Consider the following 22735-nt stretch of genomic DNA (forward strand, 5'->3'; position numbering starts at 1 on the left):
TTCTGGCTACGATGACCAGATGGGGAAGCCAACGCTGCGCCGAGACGCGCGCCGCAACCAGGAGCTGCTGCTGGCGGCGGCAGCCGAGGCATTCCGGGAGAAGGGCCTCGGAGTGCCGCTGGAGGAGATCGCACAACGGGCGGGCGTCAGCGCCGGAACGCTCTACAACCGGTTCGGCGGACGGGAAGCCCTGATCGACGCGGTGATGCCCGAGTTGGTCGCCGAGCGGATGGACGAGGCCATGCGGCGGGCAGAAGCGGTCGACGACCCGTGGGAATCGTTCGTCACCTACGTGACCGTGCTGTGCGAACAGCAAGCCGACGACCCCGCGCTCCGGGACGCGATCAGCCGGCAACTCCAGAACGCCCCTGAACTGACCGCGCGCTGCACGGCCGAACTCGGCAAATCGGTACGGCTATTCGAACGCGCCCAGCGGGCCGGGACACTGCGGGCGGATGTGACGTCCGAGGATCTGATGCTGCTGATCTTCACGAGTGCACTGATCGTGCGCGAGACAGTCGAGACCAATCCGGACGCTTGGCGGCGCACGCTTTCATTCAGCCTCGCCGGACTTCGCGCCGGATGTGGTAGTGAGAACGCATGCGAAGATCCTTTTCCCCTTGGGAAATCCGATGAACGATGACGTTTCCCAGAATCTCGTCGTCTTCCGGATCAAAGGCCTGCCCGAACCGGTGCTGGCCAGCGCGCCCACCCAGGCCGACGACGCTGTCGAGCAGGCTTGGGCCAGCATCCGGCAGCAGCACAAGGTGCGCGGGTCCGCGGTTTTGGCGGTGTACAGCGAATGGCAGCCTTCCGCGGCGGACCAGAAATTCATGGCCAAGAATTTTCGAAAAGCGGAGTGCACCTACAGCTTCCCCCGACCGGCTCCCGGTGAGTGGGACCGCGCATTCGCCGAAGCGCGCGCCGTGATGGCGGAAGCCGAGCAGAAGAAAAGCGCCGAGGAGATCCTGCCGATCCTCTGGAGCGCGTCCTCGCCGCGCGCCGGACTGCTCGACGCTTTGCCCCACCACCCGCTCGTGCCCGGCAAGCTGTCGGTCGCGCTCGCCGTGGTCGGACGGACCCCGCAGGGCAAGATCGGAATGCAGCACATCACCCGGCACCAGCAGGAAGAGATGGGCGCACCGCTCGAAAAGCTGCTCGACGTCGGGTTCGGCTGCCTGGCCCGCGGGCTGAAGTTCGAGGTCCGCGGTTCGGGCGAGGACGTGCTGGTCTCGGTCGCCAGGGAGAACCAGATGGCGGCGTCCGCCCTCGCGCTGCCTGATCTGTACCCGCAACTGTCGCACCACCTCGGCACGGGCGACCTGATCGTCGGCCTGCCCTGCCCGGACGAGATGTATGTTGCCAGGGAAGGCTCCGGCTTGGCGGACACCGTCCGGGAGCAGGCGCTCCGTTCGCCATACGAGACCACGGAACTGGTCCCGTCCGTACTGCGGCTCGGCCCAGGCGGGCTGGAACTGCTCGCCGAGCGGAGTTAGCCAGGTCCCCAAACGGGTGAATCTGCGGGAGACCGCACGGGCCGCCCCGGAAACGGATCAGGCCCCATCCGAACCGCGTCGGATGGGGCCTGACCTGCGGAGCCGCCTGGGGGAATCGAACCCCCGACCTATTCATTACGAGTGAATCGCTCTGGCCGACTGAGCTAAGGCGGCATGTCGCTGTGCGACGGTCATCAGTGTAGCGGAGGCGTGTGCGTCACCTTGCGGGGGCCGCGTCGTTAGGCTCCTATGACTTCGGTCTCAGTCCCCGACCCGGCGATCACCTGGAGGACCCGGCACATGCAGCGAAGACTGCCCCGTGCGCTGGCGCTACCCGCCACTGCCGCGTTGCTGCTGCTCTTGGCCGCGCCGGCCGGTGCGCAGGAGATTCCGACGACGCCGATCCCGCAGCCGAACAACCCCTCGCAGCCGCCCGCGTCCGCGCCGATCGGGCCGCAGCCGCTCGGGCACGCGGTCGGCGACGCGGGCACGGCGCTCGGCGTCCTGCGGCTGCTGCCGAACTCGGTCAGCACGAGCACGATCCTTCCCGGCTTCGGGCAGACGCTGCCGAAGCAGTCCGCGCTCGAGGCGGGCATGGGCCTGTCCAGCGCGTCGGCGAACTCGGAGGCCTACCTGGCCTACGAGAAGGCGATCGCGCAGTCGTCTCCGTTCGGGCTTGCCGTCGGCGGCCAGGCACCGCAGACGCCGGGCAGCCTCGTGCAGACGGCGCTGCCGGACAACCCGAAGGAGATCAGCGGAGGCCTGAACGCGCCGTCGAACCCGCTGCTGAACGTCGGGCTGCTCAACGGCACCGCGCACGCCCGCTGGAGCGAATCGCTCGGCCCGTGCGTCGACACGATTGCCGACGCCAGCACCTCCGTCGCGAGCCTGTCCTTGCTGAACGTCCTTCCGACGCTGCCGCAGGTCCCGCTGCTCGGCGGCGGCGGGCTGAACCTGCCGCAGGGCACCCAGCTCGCGCAGGGCTTCGACCCGAAGAGCGGGCTGCAGAGCCTGGGCGGCCTGCTGCCCGGCAGCGGCCAGACGCCCGCCGCGGGCACCGGATCGCTGCTGAGCCTGCCGAACACGCTGTCGTCGCGGTCGCAGGTGAAGCTCGTCGACATGCCCGGCTCGAAGAACAAAGCCGTGCAGTCGAGGTCCACGCTGCAGGCTGCGGACATCAACATCCTGAAGGGCACCCCGCTTGAGCTGAACCTCAAGGTGGCCAGCCAGCCGACGCTCACCGTCACCTCCACCGGCGACGCGAAGACGTCCAAAGTGGACTACCAGGCACCGGTGATCACCATCGCGGCCGGCGGCAAGGCGCTGTACACGCTCGACGCGGCGCACCCGACCAAGGACATCCCGATCGGCCTGCCGCTGTCACAGCTGAGCGACCAGTTCGGCGCGCTGGACAACGTGCCGGTGGTCGGCGGCCTGGTCGCCACCGCGACGAAGGGCATCCAGCAGCTCGGCGACACCACCGGGAAGGTGCTCGACCTCGGCGTGCTGCGGCTGAGCATCGCGAACCTCGACCAGAAGCAGTCCGAGGCGACCACGCCGTTCAAGGGCTACCAGCTGGGCGCGGCGGCGCGGCTGCTCGACGTTCAGGTGCTGCCCACGAAGAAGCTGAAGGAACTGCTGCCGAAGCAGGCGGGCGACAACCTGCCGTCGTCGCTGGCGCAGCTGTCGCTGGGCGAGCAGGTCGCCCGCGCGTACGCCCCGACCGGCGGCGTCGTCTGCGGCACGGCCACGACTCCGGCCGCCCCGCCGAAGGGCGGTGCCGCACCGGCTGGTCCGGTGAAGCACCTGGCCTACACGAACGGCGCGTACGACACGGTGCCGCTGTTCTGGACGGGTACGGCGATGCTGCTGCTCGGCGTTGTCCTGGTCGCGGCGTTCCCGAACCGGCGACGTCCGGCGCTGCCGCTGAAGCGGCCGTCCGGTGGTCCTGACGCACCGTTCAAGCCGTCGCCGCATCCGCGCGACTGACGCTCGACAACAGAACGGCCCTCTCGCTGACTGGCGAGGGGGCCGTTTTTGGTGAGTCAGCCTTGGCGAAGCGTGGTGACCATGGCTTCCACCGCGATGCGCGGCTTCACGTTCAGCCCGATCGCCTCGCGGCACTCCAGCACCGCTTCCAGGCGGCGCAGCGTCGACTCGGGCGACCAGGCTGCCGCGGCCGAGTTGATCTGCTCGGCGTGGTCGGGATGCGTCAGGGTCGCGCCGGAACGCGTGGTCGTCACGAGGACGTCACGGTAGAAGCCAGCCAGGTCGACCAACGCGAGGTCGAGAGTGTCGCGCTGGGTACGCGTCGCGCGGGACTTCTGGCGTTTCTCCAGCTGCTTCACCGCGGCCTCCGCGGCACGTTTCGCGCCAGCGACACCCTTACCGGTGCCGTCGCCACCCATCGCGGTGCGCAGTTCGGAACGTTCCTGCTCGTCGCGGCCTTTGCTTTCCTCGCCCGCGTCCGCTTCGGCGGCGCTGATCAGCTGGTCGGCGCTGGTGAAAACGTCGTCCGGACGGCGCAGCCCCAGTGGAATCCGCAGCACCGTGGCGCGACGCTGCCGGGCGGCCTCGTCGGTGGCGAGCCGGCGCGCACGGCCGACGTGACCGTTGCACACCGCCGCGGCCCAGTTCGCGCGCTCGGGATCGACGCCGTCCCGGGAGATCAGCACCTGCGCGATCGCCTCGGCGGGCGGCGTGCGCAGCGGGACGAGGCGGCACCGCGAGCGGATGGTGACCGAGACGTCCTCGGGGTGATCCGACGGCGCGCACAGCAGGAACACGGTGCGCACCGGCGGCTCTTCCACAGCCTTGAGCAGCGCGTTCGACGCGCCCTCGGTGAGCCGGTCGGCATCCTCGATGATCACGACCTGCCACTCGCCGGTCGTCGGCCGCCGAGCCGCCGCCTGCACCAGCGCGCGCATCTCGGCGACCGAAATGGACAGTCCTTCCGGGACGACCAGCCGCACGTCAGCGTGGGTGCCGGCCATCGTCGTCCGGCAGCCGGGACACGCGCCGCAGCCGGTTCCGGTGCTGCACTGCAGAGCCGCGGCGAACGTGCGCGCGGCGACCGAACGGCCGGAGCCCGGCGGCCCGGTAAGCAGCCAGGCGTGCGTCATCGCCGCTGGCGCAACCGGTTCTCCCGCAACGATTTTGGCCGCCGCGGCCGCCGCCGAGGACAGCGTTTCCACAGCAGGCTCCTGGCCGACGAGTTCGGTCCAGACGCCGATCGGAGCCGTCACCGATCCTCCACTTTGGACACCACGGGCACCACGTCCGCTTCCGCCACTCCGTTCTGCTTCGCCTCCGGCGTCAGTTCCGCCTCGGCGGCCGCAGCCTCGGCGAGGTCGGCCGTCGCGGCGTCGGCCGGCTCTGCGGGTGCGAGACCGGCGAGCGAGCCGACGAAGACCGACTTGACGGCGGTGCGGACGCGACTGGCGACGTCACCGTCGGAACCTTCGGCATCGACCACCACGTACCGGTCCGGATCGGCGGCGGCCATCTCGGCGAGCAGCTTCTGCACCCACAGCTGATCCTTCAGCGACGGCTGCGGATCGTCCGGGTGCTCGGAGTCGAGAAGCACGGTGAGGTCCGGACGGAGCCGTCCGGTGGCCCAGTCGACCAGGCCTTCCAGCTCGTCGCGGTCCAGCTCGCCCGCTGCGGACAGCGAGGCGAGCGGTGAGTCGACGAAGCGCTCCATGACGACCACGGACCCGGCGTCGAGCGCGGGCTGGATCTGACGTTCCACCAGCTCAGCACGCACAGCTGCGGCCACGAGCGCCTGCGCCCGCACGCCGGTGAGGGCGGCGTCCGAAACGAGCGTGCGGAAGCGCTGTTCGCCGAGCGCCGGGTCGGCGGTGAGCACGACCGGACGGGTGCCGGTGCCGAGCCAGCGCGCGAGGCGGGCGGCCTGCTCGGCGGTGTTGACGGCGGTGGTGCCCTCGATGGCGATGAGGAAGCCGTTGACGCGGCGCGGGTTGCGGCGCAGCGCGTTGCGCAGGTCGCTGAAGATCTTCTCGGTGCGCCGCTCGTCCATCTGCCGGTAAGCGATGATCCCGAGCAGCACCGCGAGCAGACCGCCGCCGAGGATGACCGGGCGCGTGCCGTCGACGATGATCGGCGTGCCGAAGAGGTTGACGTTGCGCTGCCGGACCAGGCCGATCAGCACCGGCGTGACCACCGTCGCGCCGAACAGCACGATCTTGAGCATCGCCTGGTAGATCGCGTTGATCCGGCCGCGGATCGCGTCCTCGACGCGGGAGCCGATGATCGTGACGCCGGTCAGGAAGGCGGTGCCGGCGCAGACGCCGACGAAGGCGACCGCGCCCACCGAGATCGCCAGGTGCGGCGACAGCGCGACGACGCCGAGCGCGAGCCCGGCGAGGACGATCGAGATGCCGAACAGCCGGTCGTGCGGGAGCCGGTGCGCGAGCTTCGGGGCCAGCGCCATGCCGAGAGCCAGGCCGATGAAGACGGCCAGCATGAGCAGGTTGAACGCCGCGTCGCCGCCCAGCAGGGAGGACGAGTACGGCTTGGCCGCGCCGATGACCGCGCCGCCTGCCGCGAACGCGCCGAACGCACCGATCAGCAGGCCGCGCACGATCGGGGTGCTGCGGACGAACTTGATCCCGTCGCGCATCATCGCGCCGAAGCCGAACTTCTCCTCGTCGGCGCGCTTGACCTTCTTCTGCTGCGGCGACGAGTGCACGTCGCGCAGGGACAGCTCGGGGATGCGGGTGGCGACCAGGATGCCGCTGATCAGGTACAGCAGGCCGGTGATGACGACGACGACCTTGGCGATGTAGAGGTCGACCCCGGGGCCCTGGAACAGGTGGAACGTGGAGTTCGCGCCCTGGATCAGCGCGTTGGCTCCGGCGGCGGTGATGACGGCGAGGCCGTAGGTCATCACCATGCCGAGCTGGTTGGCGGTCTCGACCTGCTCGGGGCGGCGCAGCAGGTTCGGCACCGCGGCGTCCTTGGACGGGATCCACATGATCGAACAGCAGCCGACCAGGAAGTTCGCCACGAACAGCCACCACGGCGCCCCGACGACGGCGATCGAGAGCAGGAACCCGCAGCGCAGCAGGTCGCAGATGACCATGATCTTGCGCCGGTCGAACCGGTCCGCGAGCAGGCCGCCGACCGGCGCGAAGAGCAGGCCGGGCAGCAGCGCGGTGACGATGACGCCGACGAACGCGTAGTTCTGCGCGGAGTAGTTGTCGAGGAGCTTGGTGCTCAGGCTGGTCAGGTTCAGCAGGTTCAGCCAGTCGGCGACACTGCACAGATACGTGACGCCCCACAGCCGACGGAATGGCTTGATCGCCAGCACCCGGCGGGCCCGGTGGATCGTGGACGTCCCGCCCGATCCGCCCGGGCCGGTGCCAGGCACCGACCGTACGCCCTCGCTGATACGCCCACCCCACTTGTCACGGCGGCGTCAGGCGACCCCTGCGGATCCCCCGACCGTGTGGTGGCCAGGGTAGTCCCGCCGCGGACGCGGGTACGGCACGCCCCGTGATATGGGTGGTCAGGCGGGGTCAGCCAAACAGCCCCTTCACACTGCTCACCAGGCTAGCGATCAGCTCAATCGCGACAATTCCGAACACGATGAGCAACACTACAGCGAGCACGACGCCCGCCGTACTGCTCGACGGACGGCCGAAGCTGGGCATGCTGATCGAGGGCAGCCCACGCCGGCTCTGCCGCTCGGCAAGCTCCTCCTCGATGTCGTCGTCGGCGATCTCGGTCACCCGCTTCGGCCGCGGCCGGGGCACCTTCTTCAGCAGCTGAGGAGCCTTGGTCGGCCAGGTCCGCTGCCGGGGCAGCAGCCCAAGCGGCACCAGATCGGGCCGTTCCGAGGGCGGAATCGGATTCGGCGTCTTGACGACTTCCTTTTTCTTGGCCTCTTCCTTCAGCGCGGCCTCGACCATCCGCTTGACGGCCTCCGGATCGTGCTCGACCGGCTTAGCGGTCGGCAACGGCCGGGGCGAGCGGCTCGTCGACATCTCGAACCCGGACAACGGATCGGAGAACCGCTCGCCCCCGACGTCGCCGGCCAACGTCCCGTCCCGGTCGGACCCGGAGGCGGGAAAGAACGGAGTCCCGTCGCTCGTGCTCATGGTGACCACCTCACTACGGAATGTCCGCCGAGTCCAGTGTCGGCGAGAGTACCGGCAACCGCATCCACCCAATGGCCGCAGAACCACTACCGCCCGCTCCCGCGAAGACACCCGCCACCCAGGCCAGGGACCGCCGATAGACGCCCGCAGGCAATTTTTTCAGCAAAAGAACAGGGGCCCAATTCAGGGGCGCCAGCCAGACCGAGCGGCCGCGAGGCTGAGCCAACACCGCACCTCCCCCAGCCAGCCCAGCTCAGCCACCGCAAACCCAGCCCCTCAACCCCCCAGCCACCTCAACCCCAGTCCTCCCTCAAATACAACTCCGCACCGCCTCCACAATCCAAGCCTCCGCGGTCCCCCGAGTAGCAGGCGTCCACGTAACCACCCACCCCCCGCCTCCACCCCTAGGCGCAGCCCGAAACTGATACCTCCCCTGATCGTTGTCCACCAGCCCAAACGCACCATGCGGATACTCCGCCAACACCGAATCCCGCACAGCCAGATCCACCAGCACCGTCCCCAGCCGGGGCCGCGCCACCGCCTCCCGGATCACGTCCAAATCCCCCCACGCCGCCCGGGGAATCAGCCCACTGTCATCCGTCTCGATCCGCACCGCCGGACCAGGCCCCGGCGAACGATCCGGCAGCCCGTCAAACACCCACCCGGGCAGCGCGCTGAGCATCCCGGACCGCAGCCGCGCCCGGCGGCCCAGTTTGCTCATCACCGTGGTGAAGTCCTCGTCGCCGAAGAACCGCACCTCCCACGGCTCCTCGCTCGCCGGGAACACCCCGGTGACCACTCCGCGGATGAATCCACCGCGCAGCACTCGGTACAGCTCGACCGCCTCGGCGGTGACCTCGCCGTCCGCAGCGAGCCCGAGCGCGGCCATTCCGGCGACGAACCGCGTGTACTGCTCCACCTCCTCGGCCAGCCCCGCACCGAGCATCGGCCCGAACGACTGCCGGACCTCCTCGGCGAGGCTCAGTCCCGAAGCCGCTCCGGCGGGCTCCTCCTCGGCCAGTACGGGCGGCACCTCGAAATGCGGGTCGTAGAACTCCATCACCGAAGGCCGCTGCGGCATCTCGGCGCGCAGCGGTCCGATGACCTCGTCGATGACGTCGAAGACGACGGGTGCTGAACTGCTCACCCCGTCATTGAACACCCTGGTACCGACAATTTCTCGAACTTTTGTTCGAGTCACCCCCTCGATGCGCCGAGCGGTCGGTCAACGCCGCGAGACCGGGTCGCCGACCCGCATCGTGGGCGCGAGGAAGCCGACAGTCACCACGAGAGCACCGACCACGGCGAGCGTCCAGTGCAGCCCGATCCCGCCGCTCAGTCCGCTCACCAGCACCGGACCGGCGAGGAATCCGAGGTACCCGCACGCGGCGACGGCCGCGATCGCCCGGCCCGGTGCCTCCGGCTGTTTGCGGCCCGCGGCGCTCCACGCGAGCGGCACCATCCCGGACACCCCGAGCCCGACCACGGCGAACCCGATCACCGCGACCACCGGCACCGGAACCGCCACCGCCAGCAGGAATCCGGCGACCGTCACCGCGGTCGCGACCCGCATGAACAGCACGGCACCGACGCGTTCGACCACCCGGTCGGCCACCGTGCGCACCGCGATCATCGTGATCGAGAACGCGAAGTAGCCCAGCGACGCGACAGCCGCGCTCGCCGTCGTGACCTCGCGGAGGTAGACCGCGCTCCAGTCGTTCACCGTGCCTTCCGCGACGAAACCGCAGAACGCGATCACGCCCAACGGGATCAAGGCCTTGCTGGGCAAGGCAAACGCCGCCTCGCCCTGTCCCCGGTCGGCACCGGGCAGGAACTGCGAAGCAGCGAAGACGCCGAGCACCAACAGCACGACGCCAGCGCCAGTGAAGTGCGCCTCGATCGGCACGCGCCAGACCTCCATCAGCGCCGCGACGCCCGAACCAGCCAATCCGCCGATGTTCCAGAAAGCGTGAAACCCGGCGAAAATCGGCCGCCCGTAAGCCTCTTCGACGCGTGCGGCGTGCGCGTTCATCGAAACGTCCAGCAGGCTGTTGCCCACTCCGAGCACCACGAGCGCGGCAACGAACAGCGGCACGTTCGGCGAGAACGCGACGAGCGGCAGGCCCGCGCACAGCACCGTGGCCCCGCACAGCACCCCGCGTCGGCTGCCGATCTTCGTGATCAACGGCCCGGCGGCGAGCAAGGCGACGACCGAACCGGCGGCGAGCCCGAACAACCCGATCCCGAGTTCTCCGGCACCCATGCCGAGTTTCGCTTGCGCCGCAGGCACTCGAGCCGCCCACGAAGCGAATGCCGCACCGCACACCGCGAAAACCACGGAAACCGCGGCACGAGCGCGCTGTGTCTCCCCCATCTGTTCCCCCTGACACGAGAAAGGGCCACCCGGAGTTTTCCAGGTGGCCCTTCAGATCCTCGTTACTTCGACTTCGTCGCCGTACTGCTCCGCTTGGCAGGCGCCTTCTTCGCAGTCGTCGACTTCGCCGCCGTGGACTTCGTCGTGGTCGACTTGGTCGCAGTGGACTTCGCCGGCGTCTTGCGCGTCGTCCGCTTCTTCGGCGCCGGGCCCTTCGCGCGCTTCTCGGCCAGCAGCTCAGCCGCGCGCTCCGCGGTGAGTTCCTCGATGCTGTCGGACTTCCGCAGCGTCGCGTTGTACTCGCCGTCGGTCACGTACGGGCCGAAGCGTCCGTCCTTGACCACCATCGGCTTGCCCGACACCGGGTCGTCGCCGAGTTCCTTCAGCGGCGGACGCGCGGTGGCCGACCGGCCGCGCTGCTTCGGCTCCGAATAGATCTTCAGCGCTTCTTCCAGCGTGATCGAGAACAGCTGGTCCTCAGTCTGGATCGACCGCGAGTCCGTGCCCTTCTTCAGGTACGGCCCGTAGCGCCCGTTCTGCGCGGTGATCTCGTCACCGGACTCCGGGTCCTTGCCCACGACGCGCGGCAGCGAAAGCAGCTTCAGCGCGTCTTCGAGCGTGATCGTCTCGATCGACATCGACTTGAACAGCGAGCCCGTACGCGGCTTCGGCAGCTTCGCCTTCGCGGCCTTCTTCTGCGCCGCAGTGGCGTCTTCGGGCAGCTCCGGCTCAGGCAGCAGCTCGGTGACGTACGGGCCGAAGCGGCCTTCCTTCGCCACGATCTCGTGCCCGCTGACCGGGTCGGTGCCCAGCACACGGCCTTCCTGCGGCGTCGCGAAGAGCTTCTCCGCGATCTCCGGCGACAGCTCGTCCGGCGGCAGGTCCTCGGGCAGATTCGCGCGCTGCGACTCGCCGTTGACCTCGCGCTCCAGGTACGGCCCGTACCGGCCGACGCGGACCACGACCTGGTGGCCCTCGGCGTCGCTGAACATCGGGATCGAGTTGATCTCGCGCGCGTCGATGCCCTCGACGCTGCCGTCGACCAGCTTCTTCAGCCCGCCGAGCCGTCCGACCGAACCCTCGACGCCGAAGTCGCCGCCGAAGTAGAACTTCGACAGCCATTCGACGCGGTGCTCGTCGCCGTTGGCGATCCGGTCCAGCTCGTCCTCGAGACCGGCGGTGAAGTTGTAGTCCACCAGCCGTTCGAAGTGCCGCTCCATCAGCCCGACCACGGCGAACGCGACCCAGGAGGGCACCAGCGCGGAGCCCTTCTTCCACACGTAGCCGCGGTCCTGGATGGTCTTGATGATCGACGCGTACGTCGACGGGCGGCCGATGCCCAGCTCTTCCAGCTTGCTGACCAGGCTCGGCTCGGAGTAGCGCGCGGGCGGCGACGTGGAGTGGCCGTCCGCGGACAGCTCGGCCGCGGTCAGGGCCTGGTCCTTGACCAGCACCGGAAGCCGGCTCTGCTTGTCGTCGGCCTCGCCGCCGGCCTCGGTGTCGACTGCCTCGACGTACGCCTTCAGGAAGCCGGCGAAGGTGATCGTGCGGCCCGAAGCGGCGAAGGTGCACTCCTCGCCGGTCGAAGCGGTGCCCACGATGCGCACCGACATCGTGGTGCCCTTCGCGTCCGCCATCTGCGACGCGATGGTGCGCTGCCAGATCATCTCGTAAAGCCGGAACTCGTCGGTGTCCAGCTCTTTCGCGACCTGACCCGGCGTACGGAAGACCTCGCCCGACGGACGGATCGCCTCGTGCGCTTCCTGCGCGTTCTTCACCTTGCGCGTGTACTGACGCGGCGACGGCGAGACGTACTCCTTGCCGTACAGCTGCGTCGCCTGGCTACGCGCGGCCGTGATCGCCGACTCCGACAGCGTCGTGGAGTCGGTACGCATATAAGTGATGTAACCGTTCTCGTACAGCTTCTGCGCGACCCGCATCGTGCGCTCGGAGGTGAAGCGCAGCTTGCGGCCAGCCTCCTGCTGCAGCGTGGACGTCATGAACGGCGCGTACGGCTTACGCGTGTACGGCTTCTCTTCAACGCTCGAGACCTTGAAGTCACGCTCGTTCAGCCCCTGGGCCAGCGCCCGCGCGTCAGACTCGCCGAGCACGCGGATGTCCGCGGTGTTGCCCTTGAGCTGACCGTTGGAGTCGAAGTCACGCCCCGTCGCGAGGCGCGCACCGTCAACCGCGACGAGCCGCGACGGGAACGTACGCGGCGAAGCGTCCTCGCCCGCGTCCATGGTCGCCGAGATGTCCCAGTACGACGCCGAGGTGAAGCGCATCCGCTCGCGCTCGCGCTCCACGACGATCCGCGTCGCCACGGACTGCACACGGCCCGCCGAGAGCTTCGGCATGACCTTCTTCCACAGCACCGGCGAGACCTCGTAGCCGTACAGCCGGTCGAGGATGCGACGGGTTTCCTGCGCGTCGACCAGGTCGGCGTCCAGCTCGCGAGTCGCCGCGGCGGCCGCCTGGATGGCCTGCTCGGTGACCTCGTGGAACACCATCCGGCGCACCGGGACCTTGGGCTTCAGGGTCTCCAGCAGATGCCACGCGATGGCCTCGCCCTCGCGGTCGGGGTCCGTCGCGAGGTAAAGCTCGTCGACGTCCTTCAGCAGCCCCTTCAGCTCCGTGACCTTGGACTTCTTGTCCGGGGTGACGATGTAGAGCGGCTTGAAGTCATTGTCGATGTCGACCCCGAGCCGCGCCCACGACTCGCCCTTGTACTGCGCGGGGACGTCAGCGGCGCCGCGGGGCAGGTCCCGGATGTGCCCGACGGAGGACTCGACGACGTAGTTGCCGCCGAGATAAGGGGCGATCTTGCGGGCCTTGGTTGGCGACTCGACGATCACCAGCCGCCGTCGATCGGCACCGTTGCCCCCGGTACCGCTCTTCTTGGTCCGTGTTCCTGCCACGCTGCCCTGCTCTCCACTCATCTCCGCGCCGCCGCGGCGGCGCTCTCACCCCTGCACCAGGGGTACTGCGCCCGCGTCTCGACCTGTCAGTGTGCACGTCCCCGGTGTCCGCGCAGCGCCGAGGTGCCCCGACGAGCCGCCGGGTCCCTGCCCGTCGGATCGCCGCTGACCTCGGCGATGTTTCTCCTCCACACCTAGCACGTGATGTCGGACACGTGCCGTGCAGGGTAACCGGTCATCCCGTCGATACCCTCCGTTAGACGGTGGCGGGTCCAAGTCTGGCGACGGTTCACTTATTCCTCCCCTCGGCCGAAAGGAACCCACCATGATCCGCCGACTGGTTGGCACCGCGATCGCCGTCGCGGCAACATTCGCGCTGGTCACCGCCCCCGAAGCGAACGCAGCGACCACCACGTTCACCGGTGCCGTGGCGTTGTCCAACTGCTCCGGTTCGGTCGTGAAACCCGCCGCGACGCCGCTGGACGCACCCGCTCTGGTGCTCTCGAACGGCCACTGCCTCGAAGAGGGCTTCCCCTCGCCAGGCGAGGTGATCGTCGGACAAGGCTCGAACCGCTCGTTCGACCTGATGTCGCCGGACGGGCAAAGCTCGGTGGGCACCGTGACCGCGACCAAGATCGTCTACGCGACGATGACCGACACCGACATCTCGCTGTACCAGCTGAGCGACACCTACGCCGACATCGAGCAGAAGTACAACGTCCCGCCGCTCGAACTGGTGAACACCCACCCGCAGGCGGGCACGCCGATCGACGTGGTGTCCGGGTACTGGAAGCAGATCTACTCCTGCTCGATCGACGGTTTCGTGCACGAGCTGCACGAGAACGACTGGATCTGGAAGGACTCGATCCGCTACGTGCCGGGCTGCGAGACCATCGGCGGCACGTCGGGCTCGCCGGTCGTCGACCGCAACACCGGCAAGGTCATCGGCGTGAACAACACGGCCAACGACGACGGCCAGCGCTGCACGCTGAACAACCCGTGCGAGGTCGACGAGGCCGGCAACGTGACCGTGCGGCCGAACTACAAGTACGGCGAGCAGACCTACGGAATCCCCGCCTGCCTGACCCCGGCCAACGAGATCGACCTCAACCAGCAGGGCTGCACCCTGCCGAAACCGTAAAGTCCTTCCCGGAAGGCCCCGTCGCTTCGCTGAGCGATGGGGCCTTTCTTTCGCGCAGCTACCCCACAGCCTCCAGTAAATACTGAAGAGAACTCTCCTCGGGCCCACCGCGCCGCGACTCTCCCGGCGCGCGCTCCCGCCGTTCCCCGGCAGGCGGCAGCTCCGGCCAGGCAGGCTCGGCCCCGGCAGGCGGTTCGCCGATCAGCTCGAGCAGACCGGCCAGCCTCCGCCGCCCGCTGATCCGCACCGCCGGCTGCTCCGCACGAGGCCCGAGCAACCGAGCCTGGACGCCCAGCGGTGCGAGCACGGCCAGCAGCTCCTCGTGCATCCACGGGGCCAGCGGATCGACTCCCAGCAGGTAGCCACCGGGTTCGGGCCGTCCGGCGGCCAGCGCCCACATCCGCAGCATCGCGCCGCTCAACCGGAACCCGCTGGGCACCGCCTTGCCGGAATCGTCCTCCGCCGGACCGGTGTGCCCCGGCCGGAGCCACCGCTGCGCGAGACCGAGCAGATCGACCCGGAACGACGTGCGCACCTGCGAACCGCCGCATTCAGCCACCGCGACCTGCGCGTCCGCACCCCGGCTACGGCATTCGCGCGCGAGCACCCGAGCCCGCCACGGCTCCTCGACCAGCACCGACAGCCGCGCCGCGGTGCGGCCGAACCCGGTGATCTGCCCTTGGCAGCACAACAGCCCGGCCAGGTCGGGCAGGCCCGGGCCGGTCGCCTCCGCCGAGAACAGCGAGATCGTCCGATCCACGCGGCCGATGATAGAACACAAGTTCGATTAAAGGCGAGCGTCACGGCGAGGTTTTCTTCAGGCACTCAGCGTTGCGTGCTCGCCAACCGGCGGCACCCGCAGAGACCAGCAACCACCGGTCGCCCCCGTCGGTTTCGTACTCCTCGTGCCAGATATGAGTTTCCCAGCCCAGATCACCGTCGAGCCGCTGCCGAAGGCGACATTGACCAGCGCGTGCGCGACGTGCCGCACGAGATCGCCGACTGCCCAGCCGGGGCAGGTCGGCACGGTCACGGCCAGATTTCCGGCGGCCGCCTCAGCGTGGCGCGGGCGGGACCACCAGCTGCTGACAGCCCGCCGCGCGCTTGCCCGCCGCGGACAGGGCTGGCGTCGCGTCCAAGCCCTTGAGGACGTCGAGCCGGGAAACCTCGTCGATCGCCGATTTGGCGTCGTCCAGCGCCGCTTTCACCGCGTCAGGGCTGGCGGCCGCGTCGAGTTTGCCGCGCACCTCGTCGGCCTGACGCCGCACTGAAGTGAACTGGCCCAGCAACGCCGTGCGCGCCGGTTCGCCGCCGGGCAGCGGCGCGGGGCCGACGCGGTGCAGGCCAGACACGGTCTGGTCGATTCCGGTGGCCACCGACGCCAGGAGATCGCTCGACGTCCGAGTCGCCTGCGCCGACGAACTCGGGTCGATCGAGGGCAGATTCGCCAAGGCACGCACCAGATGCGTGACCGCCCCGCAGTACCCGTCGGCCCATTTCGCGGCCGGATCGGCCGGGGCCGCCGCCTCCGCGTGCCCGCCGGAGGCGACCTGCTCGGACGGGGGCGGCGGTTGCCCGCAGCCCGTGACGCCGATGCCGATTCCTGTTGCCAGCGCGGCTAAACCGGTCCAGCGCGGCCGCACTCGCACCACTCCTCCGCGTCGAACTCCGTGTCCTCCGCACGGTACCGACCCGCCGGTAGTCCGCAACTCGCCCCGTATCCCGGACGCGAACGGGCCCGGTACGCACAAGGCATACCGGGCCCGAATGGAGCAGTGCGTCAGGCTTTCGCCTCCGCCGGAGTGTCCGCCATCACGCTGCCGCGCCGCTTGGACATGACGATCGCCGCGACGATCACCGCGAGGGCGACCACCGCGATCACGATCCGCCACGTGGTGTCCGCGCCGCCGCCGAGCGTCAGCGTGACCACCGCGGGCGCGATCAGCACCGAGACCAGGTTCATGACCTTGATCAACGGGTTGATCGCGGGACCGGCGGTGTCCTTGAACGGGTCGCCGACCGTGTCGCCGATGATCGTCGCCTCGTGCGCGTCGGAACCCTTGCCGCCGTGGTTGCCGTCCTCGACCAGCTTCTTCGCGTTGTCCCACGCGCCACCGGAGTTGGCGAGGAAGATCGCCATCAGCGTGCCGGTCGCGATCGCGCCGGCCAGGTATCCGGCGAGCGCGCCGGTGCCGAGGCCGAAGCCGACCGCGATCGGCGCGAAGACCGCCAGCAGACCCGGCGTCGCCAGCTCCCGCAGCGAATCGCGGGTGACGATGTCGACGACCTTGCCGTACTCGGGCCGCGTGGTGCCCTCCATGATCCCGGGGATCTCGCGGAACTGGCGGCGCACCTCGTACACCACCGCGCCGGCGGCGCGCGAAACCGCGTTGACCGCGAGACCGGAGAAGAGGAACACGACCGCCGCCCCGACGATCACGCCGACCAGGGTCTCCGGGCTGACGATGTTCGCCACGAACGTGCCCGTGCTGCCGACCGCCTTCGCGATCGCGTCCGAATAGGACCCGAACAGCGCCGTCGCCGCCAGCACCGCGGTAGCGATCGCGATGCCCTTGGTGATGGCCTTGGTGGTGTTGCCGACCGCGTCCAGTTCGGTGAGGATCTGCGCGGCCTTCTCGTCGACGTCGCCGGACATCTCGGCGATGCCCTGCGCGTTGTCCGAGACCGGGCCGAAGGTGTCCATCGCGACGATGACGCCGACGGTGGTCAGCAGGCCGGTGCCGGCCAGCGCCACCGCGAACAGCGCGACGCCGCCGCCGAGCAGGAACGCGCCGAACACGGCGGCCCCGATCACCAGCGCGGTGTACACGGCGGACTCGAAACCGACCGAGATGCCGGACAGGATCACCGTCGCCGCACCGGTTTCCGACGTCTTGCCGACGTCCTTGACCGGCTTGTGCTCGGTGCCGGTGTAGTAGCCGGTGATGCGCAGGATCAGCGCGGCGAGCACGATGCCGATGATCACCGAGACCGTCGCGATCACCGCCGGGTTGCCGGTGTTGTGCGAGAAACCCTCGCCGAAGTCGGCGAAGCTGCTCGGCAGGTACACGAACGCGGCGACCGCCGACAGCACCGCGGAGATGACCGCGGAGATGTAGAACGAGCGGTTGATCGTGACCAGACCGCCCTCGCCCGCGCGCGCCTTCGTGATGTAGACGCCGATCACCGCGGTGATCACGCCGATGGCGGGCACGATCAGCGGGAAGATCAGGCCGTGCGCACCGAAGGCGGAGCTGCCGAGGATCAGCGCGGCGACGAGCATCACCGCGTAGGACTCGAAGAGGTCCGCGGCCATGCCCGCGCAGTCGCCCACGTTGTCGCCGACGTTGTCGGCGATCGTCGCGGCGTTGCGCGGGTCGTCCTCGGGGATGCCCTGCTCAACCTTGCCGACCAGGTCCGCGCCGACGTCGGCGGCCTTCGTGAAGATGCCGCCGCCGACCCGCATGAACATGGCGATCAGCGCCGCGCCGAAACCGAAGCCCTCCAACACCTTCGGTGCCTGGCCGGTGTAGACGAGCACCACGATCGCCGCGCCGAAAAGGCCGAGCCCGACGGTGATCATGCCGACCACGCCGCCGGTGCGGAACGCCACGCGCATCGCCTTCTCGCGGCCGCCTTCCTCGCGCGACGCGGCCGCCACCCGCAGGTTCGCCTGCGTGGCCAGCCACATGCCGAGGTAGCCGATGGTGAACGAGAACACCGCCCCGACGAGGAAGAAGATCGACCGGCCGATCCGTTCGCTCCAGTCGTCCGCGGGAAGTGCGAACAGGAGCAGGAACACGATCACGCCGAAGATGGCGAGGGTGTTGCGCTGCCGCTTCAGGTATGCGGCCGCACCTTCCTGCACTGCCTTCGCGATGTCCTGCATCTTGGCGGTGCCCTGGCCTGCGGCCAGCACCTCCTTGAGCAGGGCGTAACCGATGGCCAGTGCGACAAGGGCGACCACGGCGACCACACCGACGATGGTGTAGCCACCCCCGGAGAGCGTGATACCGCCCTCCGCGAGGAACTGCCGGGACATTCGTCCTCCTGGGAACGCCGTCTGGCCAGCGCGGGCCCGTCGTACCCGGCGCGCCTGCACTGGCGTGGATCTGTGCCGAAGGACACGCTAGCCGTGCAAGCAATGCACGTCTCACATGACGCTCGCCACAGTGGGTGTGGATCGAGGGAGTGTATTGGTAGTGATCTGCGCGTCCGCAATGTGTCCCGGCGAGAGCACGTTCGGTAACCTTGTGTGATTGGTCACTGGATCGATGCCAGCCCGGTTTTGTCGGTGCCCTGTGCGAAGCTTCGGCACGTGGTGGGAGAGCGAGGACGGAGGCTGCTGGACCGGGTCACGGCGGGCATCCCGGCGCACGAAAATCCGGTCACGCACGTGTCCCGGCTGCCGGAACGCGCGGCCCGGCACGAGCCGTGGCCGGAGTGGGCGGAGCCGTCGGTGGTGGCCGCGTTCGGCGCGGCCGGGGTGGGAAAACCTTGGCGGCACCAGGTCGAGGCGGCCGCGCTGGCGCATTCGGGCGCACACGTCGTGGTGTCCACCGGCACGGCGTCCGGGAAGTCGCTGGCGTACCAGCTGCCAGTGCTCACCGCGCTGGCGACAGACTCGCGGGCGACCGCGCTGTACCTCTCGCCGACGAAGGCGCTTGGCGCTGATCAGCTGCGTGCGGTGTCCTCTTTGGACGTTCCAGGAGTGCGCGCGGCGGCCTTCGACGGCGATACGCCGATGACAGAGCGCGACTGGGTTCGCGCCCACGCGAACTGGGTGTTCAGCAACCCGGACATGCTGCACCGCGGCATCCTCTCGGCGCACTCCCGATGGACGCAGTTCTTCCGCCGGTTGCGGTACGTCGTGGTCGACGAATGCCACAGCTATCGCGGCGTGTTCGGCTCACACGTCGCACTGCTGTTACGCCGTCTGCGTCGAGTAGCGGAGCACTACGGCGCTTCGCCGGTCTTCGTACTGGCGTCGGCGACCACCGCTTCGCCAGCTTCCTTCGCCACGCGCCTCACCGGCGTGGAGTGTTCAGCGGTCACCGAGGACGCGTCGCCGCGCGGAGCACGCACGGTCGCGTTGTGGGAGCCGCCGCTACTGGACGAGTTGACTGGCGAGAACGGCGCGCCCGTCCGCCGTCCGGCTGGCGTCGAGACCGCGCGAATCCTGACTGAGCTGGTAGTCGAAGGCGCACGCTCGCTGGCTTTCGTCCGCTCCCGCCGCGGTGCCGAGCTGACCGCGCTGGGAGCCCGGCGGCTGCTGTCCGAAGTGGACCCCCGGTTGGCGGACACCGTCGCCGCGTACCGGTCTGGCTATCTCCCCGAGGAGCGCCGGGCCCTGGAGCAAGCCCTGCTCTCGGGTCGGCTGCTAGGCGTCGCGACCACGAACGCGCTGGAGCTGGGGGTCGACATCGCCGGCCTGGACGCGGTGGTCCTGGCGGGTTATCCCGGCACCCTCGCGTCTTTCTGGCAACAGTCCGGCCGCGCCGGCCGTTCGGGCGACGAAGCGCTGGTGGTCTTTGTCGCCCGAGACGATCCGCTCGACACCTACCTGGTGCACAACCCGGCCGCGCTACTGGAACGCCCGGTGGAAACGGCGGTGCTGGACCCGACGAACCCGTACGTGCTAGGCCCGCAGCTCGCGTGCGCCGTCGCGGAACTGCCGCTCACCGAACCAGAACTGGAAACCTTCGGCGGCGACGCGGCCCGCGCGGTGCTGGCGGAACTGGCCGAGGAGAAACTGCTGCGCCGCCGATCCAGCGGCTGGTACTGGACTTCCCGCGACCGCCCGCACGCGGAGGTAGGCATCCGCGGCTCGGGCGGCGACCAGATCGCGGTAGTGGAAGCGGATTCGGGCCGGATGCTCGGCACCGTCGACCCCGGTTCGGCCTGCTACTCCGTCCATCCCGGTGCGGTGTATTTGCACCAGGGTTCGTCGTATGTCGTCGACGAACTGGACTTGGAGACCGGCCTCGCGCTGGTCCACGCGGAGGACCCGGACTGGACGACTTCGCCGCGCGAGATCGTGGACATTTCGGTGCTGTCGATGGAAGAACAGTGCCGCCACGGCGGGGTGACGGTGTGCCTCGGCGAGGTGGCGGTGACGTCACAGGTAGTGGGGTACTTGCGGCGGCGGCCCTCAGGTGAGGTGCTGGACCACACGCCGCTCGACCTGCCCGAGCAAAGCCTCCACACGAGGGCGGTTTGGTACACGGTTTCGGGTGAGCTGCTGGAGTCGCCTGGTGGTTCAACGGCGGGGGCCGGGAACGCGTCTCCATCCGTCGGGGGCACCGCTGCTGGGCCAGAGGTCAGCCGCGGGGTTGACGAACCGGCCGGGGCGGAGAGCGGGTCGCCGACCGCCGGAGATCTGGGCGACGCCGGTGCGGGGAACCGTCAGGCGGCTGGCAAACCGGTGGGGACCGAGAGTCTGCCGCCAACCGACGGGGATCTCGGTGGGGCCACTGCGGGGGCAGCGGGCAACCAGGTGACTGGCGAACCCGTGGGGACCGAGAGCATGTCGCCAGCCGCTGGGGATCCCGGTGGGGCCGCTGCGGGGGCAGCGGGCAGCCGGGTGACTGGCGAACCAGTAGGAACCGAGAACTTGCCGCCAACCACCGAAGACCTCGGCAAAACCGCTGCGGGGGCAGCGGGCAACCAGGTGACTGGCGAACCAGCGGGGACCGAGAGCATGTCGCCAGCCGCCGGGGATCTCGGTGGGGCCACTGCGGGGGCAGCGGGTGGCCGGGCGGCTGGCGAACCGGTGGGGACCGGAGGTGCCTCGTCGGTTGTCGGGGTAACCGGCGAAGTTTCGGGGCGTCCGGCGGCTGGGCGGGGGCCCAGTGCCGGAGTCGCGGTGGGACCGGTGGGGACCGGGGGTGCTGGCAGAGCACCGGGGGCGCCGGATTGCTTCCGGCGCGCGTCCCCGGTGCCCTGCATGCCGCCGAGCACGCGGCGATCGGCCTGCTACCGCTGTTCGCTACGTGCGACCGCTGGGACATCGGCGGGGTGTCTACCGCGTGGCACGAGGACACCGGGGAGGCGACGGTGTTCGTGCACGATGGGCATCCCGGGGGTGCGGGGTTTGCCGACCGCGGTTATGCCGCGATTGTCCCGTGGCTGGCCGCTACGCGGGAGGCGATCGTCTCCTGCGAGTGCCCGACGGGCTGCCCGTCCTGCGTCCAGTCGCCGAAGTGCGGGAACGGCAACGATCCGCTGGACAAGGCGGGGGCGGTGGCCGTACTGGGAGCCGTGCTCGGGGCGTTGCGTCAGCACGGGGAACAGTGCGGCCACGGTGGAGCGTGAAAACTCTCTTCGGTTGTCGCGTGCTGCCTGCCGGGATGGAACCGGATCAGGCGGCGGTGCTCTCGACCAGCATCGGGGCGTGCTCGTCGGCGAGGGCGCGAACCAGCACGTCCTGCACCTCGGCGGCGGGCGGCAGCTGCCAGCCGCACACCTCCGGCTTCACGCGCCAGTGCACGACACCGTGCTGGAACGGCGACGGCGGCAGCGGGATGTAGCTGTCCGCGCCGTGCCACTGCACGGAAATCTGCTCGGCGATCTCGGCGGGCATGCGGTCGGCGGGCTGGGTGAGGAACAGCCACCGGCCGTTCGGCATCGCGACGATCGGGGCCGGGTGCCCGATGGCCCGCAGCAGCCGAGCGGCGCGCTTGCCCAGCTCCTGGTCGACCTCCACCGCGTCGAGCACGGTGCCGGTCGCCACGAGGAGGCTGTGCGTGCGGTCGGTGAACCAGCCGGCGACCTCGTGGGCGTGCGAACCGACCAGCTCACGCCAGTCGTCGCGCACCGGCACCGGCCGGCGCCAGGTCAGGTCGTCCCCCTCCGCGGTGATCGGCTCCGGGGTCGCCCCCGGAAGCACCGGCCAGCCGCGCCAGGCGAGACCGATCGCCTCCGCACGCAGTTCGATGCGGAAGGCGTTCCGCCAGCTGTCCGGCCAATTCGCGTCCAACATTGCTTTCCTGCCTTCGAGGTCCGGTTTTCGCGCCGTCCGGGTCGGGGCCGTGGTGGCGCACGTCTCACTAAACGGCAAGTTGCACATTGCGCGGAAGACTCCAGCGACAACCGGCCGTTACCGCGCGATGAACGCCCGGTAGTCCACTGTCCGGCCGATAACAAGGAGCCGATCATCGGCCGCTGACCCCGCCACCCGACCCGCGAGAACCGGCTCACCACGGGATTCGACAGTTTCCCGGCTTTCCGCAGGCATGCTGGAGCATCCCGATTGACAGGCCGCTGACCTGGGGATTCAACCGTTCGGCGTGCGCCAACGACCGCTGCTCGTGGTGGTTCGCCACTCGTCGTCGGTACGGGAAAGGACCGGACGAGCGGCTGTTCCGGGGACTGGTCACCGGTCCGCGAGGGAGCCGATGAGCGGTTCCGGCTGATGAGCGGAGCAGCGGTGGCGGGGTGCCCGGTGGCGAGGCGACGGGACTGCGCGGGGGCGGGTGGCAGGTTGCAACTCCCTTCGGGTGGGGCGGGTGAGGTCGGTTTGAGCGAGGACTCGGCCAGGCGTGCCGCGTACGGACTGGATCGGCGAGGGCTGGGGTTGCTGCGCGGGGCTAGCCGCCTGAGGACAGCCATCCGGGTAGGGCCGCGTCAGCTCAGCCGAGCCGAGACGGCTTCCTCACGCGCAGCCGGACAGTTGTCCCAGCAGG

General features: G+C 69.5%; 14 protein-coding genes, 1 tRNA gene and 1 pseudogene. 5 read left to right on the top strand and 11 right to left on the bottom strand.

The genetic code is table 11. The features are described 5' to 3' along the window. The first annotated feature begins 19 nt into the window (after positions 1–19). Together RPX00_RS10530 and RPX00_RS10535 are read left to right on the top strand one after the other, a co-directional pair. Positions 20–643 (top strand): TetR/AcrR family transcriptional regulator, encoded by a 624-nt coding sequence (locus tag RPX00_RS10530; protein WP_406639334.1) that lies wholly within the window; start codon positions 20–22, stop codon positions 641–643. Further along, positions 633–1496 (top strand): hypothetical protein, encoded by an 864-nt coding sequence (locus RPX00_RS10535; RefSeq protein WP_406639335.1) that lies wholly within the window; start codon positions 633–635, stop codon positions 1494–1496. Before RPX00_RS10530 ends, RPX00_RS10535 begins: the two co-directional genes overlap by 11 nt. Before the next feature lie 100 nt (positions 1497–1596). On the opposite strand, the gene RPX00_RS10540 is transcribed toward RPX00_RS10535, so the two are convergent. Next, a tRNA-Thr gene (locus RPX00_RS10540) sits at positions 1597–1670 on the bottom strand. Positions 1671–1796: 126 nt separating this feature from the next. On the opposite strand from RPX00_RS10540, the gene RPX00_RS10545 reads away from it, so the two are divergent. After that, positions 1797–3485: a hypothetical protein gene (locus tag RPX00_RS10545; protein WP_406639336.1), complete on the top strand. Its 1689-nt coding sequence runs from the start codon at positions 1797–1799 to the stop codon at positions 3483–3485. Between the two features lie 56 nt (positions 3486–3541). Here the strand turns inward: RPX00_RS10545 and RPX00_RS10550 are convergent, their stop codons facing one another. The 6 genes from RPX00_RS10550 to topA all read right to left on the bottom strand — a co-directional run bounded on the left by RPX00_RS10550 (position 3542) and on the right by topA (position 12931). Continuing rightward, on the bottom strand, positions 3542–4741 hold the full coding sequence (locus RPX00_RS10550; protein WP_406639337.1) for a DNA polymerase III subunit delta': 1200 nt from the start codon (positions 4739–4741) through the stop codon (positions 3542–3544). Next, positions 4738–6888, bottom strand: coding sequence for a bifunctional MFS transporter/dTMP kinase (locus RPX00_RS10555; RefSeq protein ID WP_406639338.1), 2151 nt, complete (start codon positions 6886–6888; stop codon positions 4738–4740). The genes RPX00_RS10550 and RPX00_RS10555 overlap by 4 nt, the downstream gene beginning before the upstream one ends. Before the next feature lie 148 nt (positions 6889–7036). Then, positions 7037–7618, bottom strand: coding sequence for a hypothetical protein (locus RPX00_RS10560; RefSeq protein WP_406639339.1), 582 nt, complete (start codon positions 7616–7618; stop codon positions 7037–7039). A 310-nt stretch (positions 7619–7928) separates the two neighbouring features. Beyond that, on the bottom strand, positions 7929–8780 hold the full coding sequence (locus RPX00_RS10565) for an ESX secretion-associated protein EspG (protein WP_406639340.1): 852 nt from the start codon (positions 8778–8780) through the stop codon (positions 7929–7931). A gap of 63 nt (positions 8781–8843) precedes the next feature. Then, the gene (locus RPX00_RS10570; RefSeq protein ID WP_406639341.1) at positions 8844–9992 is read right to left on the bottom strand and encodes an MFS transporter; all 1149 of its coding nucleotides are present in this window, start codon (positions 9990–9992) and stop codon (positions 8844–8846) included. Between the two features lie 62 nt (positions 9993–10054). Beyond that, positions 10055–12931 (bottom strand): type I DNA topoisomerase, encoded by a 2877-nt coding sequence (gene topA / locus RPX00_RS10575; RefSeq protein ID WP_406639342.1) that lies wholly within the window; start codon positions 12929–12931, stop codon positions 10055–10057. A 304-nt stretch (positions 12932–13235) separates the two neighbouring features. Between topA and RPX00_RS10580 the strand changes: the two genes are divergently transcribed. After that, positions 13236–14051: a serine protease gene (locus RPX00_RS10580; RefSeq protein WP_406639343.1), complete on the top strand. Its 816-nt coding sequence runs from the start codon at positions 13236–13238 to the stop codon at positions 14049–14051. 58 nt (positions 14052–14109) lie between these two features. Here the strand turns inward: RPX00_RS10580 and RPX00_RS10585 are convergent, their stop codons facing one another. From RPX00_RS10585 to RPX00_RS10595, 3 genes are all read right to left on the bottom strand, one after another. Further along, complete coding sequence (locus tag RPX00_RS10585) at positions 14110–14811, bottom strand: hypothetical protein (RefSeq protein WP_406639344.1); 702 nt, start codon at positions 14809–14811, stop codon at positions 14110–14112. A gap of 295 nt (positions 14812–15106) precedes the next feature. Next, positions 15107–15700 carry a hypothetical protein gene (locus RPX00_RS10590; protein WP_406639345.1) on the bottom strand — a complete coding sequence of 198 codons (594 nt, stop codon included), beginning with the start codon at positions 15698–15700 and terminating at the stop codon, positions 15107–15109. A 131-nt stretch (positions 15701–15831) separates the two neighbouring features. Next, positions 15832–18093, bottom strand: coding sequence for a sodium-translocating pyrophosphatase (locus RPX00_RS10595; protein ID WP_406639347.1), 2262 nt, complete (start codon positions 18091–18093; stop codon positions 15832–15834). Positions 18094–18369: 276 nt separating this feature from the next. Here RPX00_RS10595 and RPX00_RS10600 point away from each other — a divergent pair. Next, positions 18370–21365, top strand: a pseudogene (locus tag RPX00_RS10600) (DEAD/DEAH box helicase). 46 nt (positions 21366–21411) lie between these two features. Here RPX00_RS10600 and RPX00_RS10605 read toward each other — a convergent pair. Next, positions 21412–22032 carry a bifunctional DNA primase/polymerase gene (locus RPX00_RS10605; protein WP_406639348.1) on the bottom strand — a complete coding sequence of 207 codons (621 nt, stop codon included), beginning with the start codon at positions 22030–22032 and terminating at the stop codon, positions 21412–21414. Between the last annotated feature and the right edge of the window lie 703 nt (positions 22033–22735).

It is taken from the genome of Amycolatopsis sp. WGS_07, from assembly GCF_045278895.1.
Lineage (GTDB): Bacteria > Actinomycetota > Actinomycetes > Mycobacteriales > Pseudonocardiaceae > Amycolatopsis.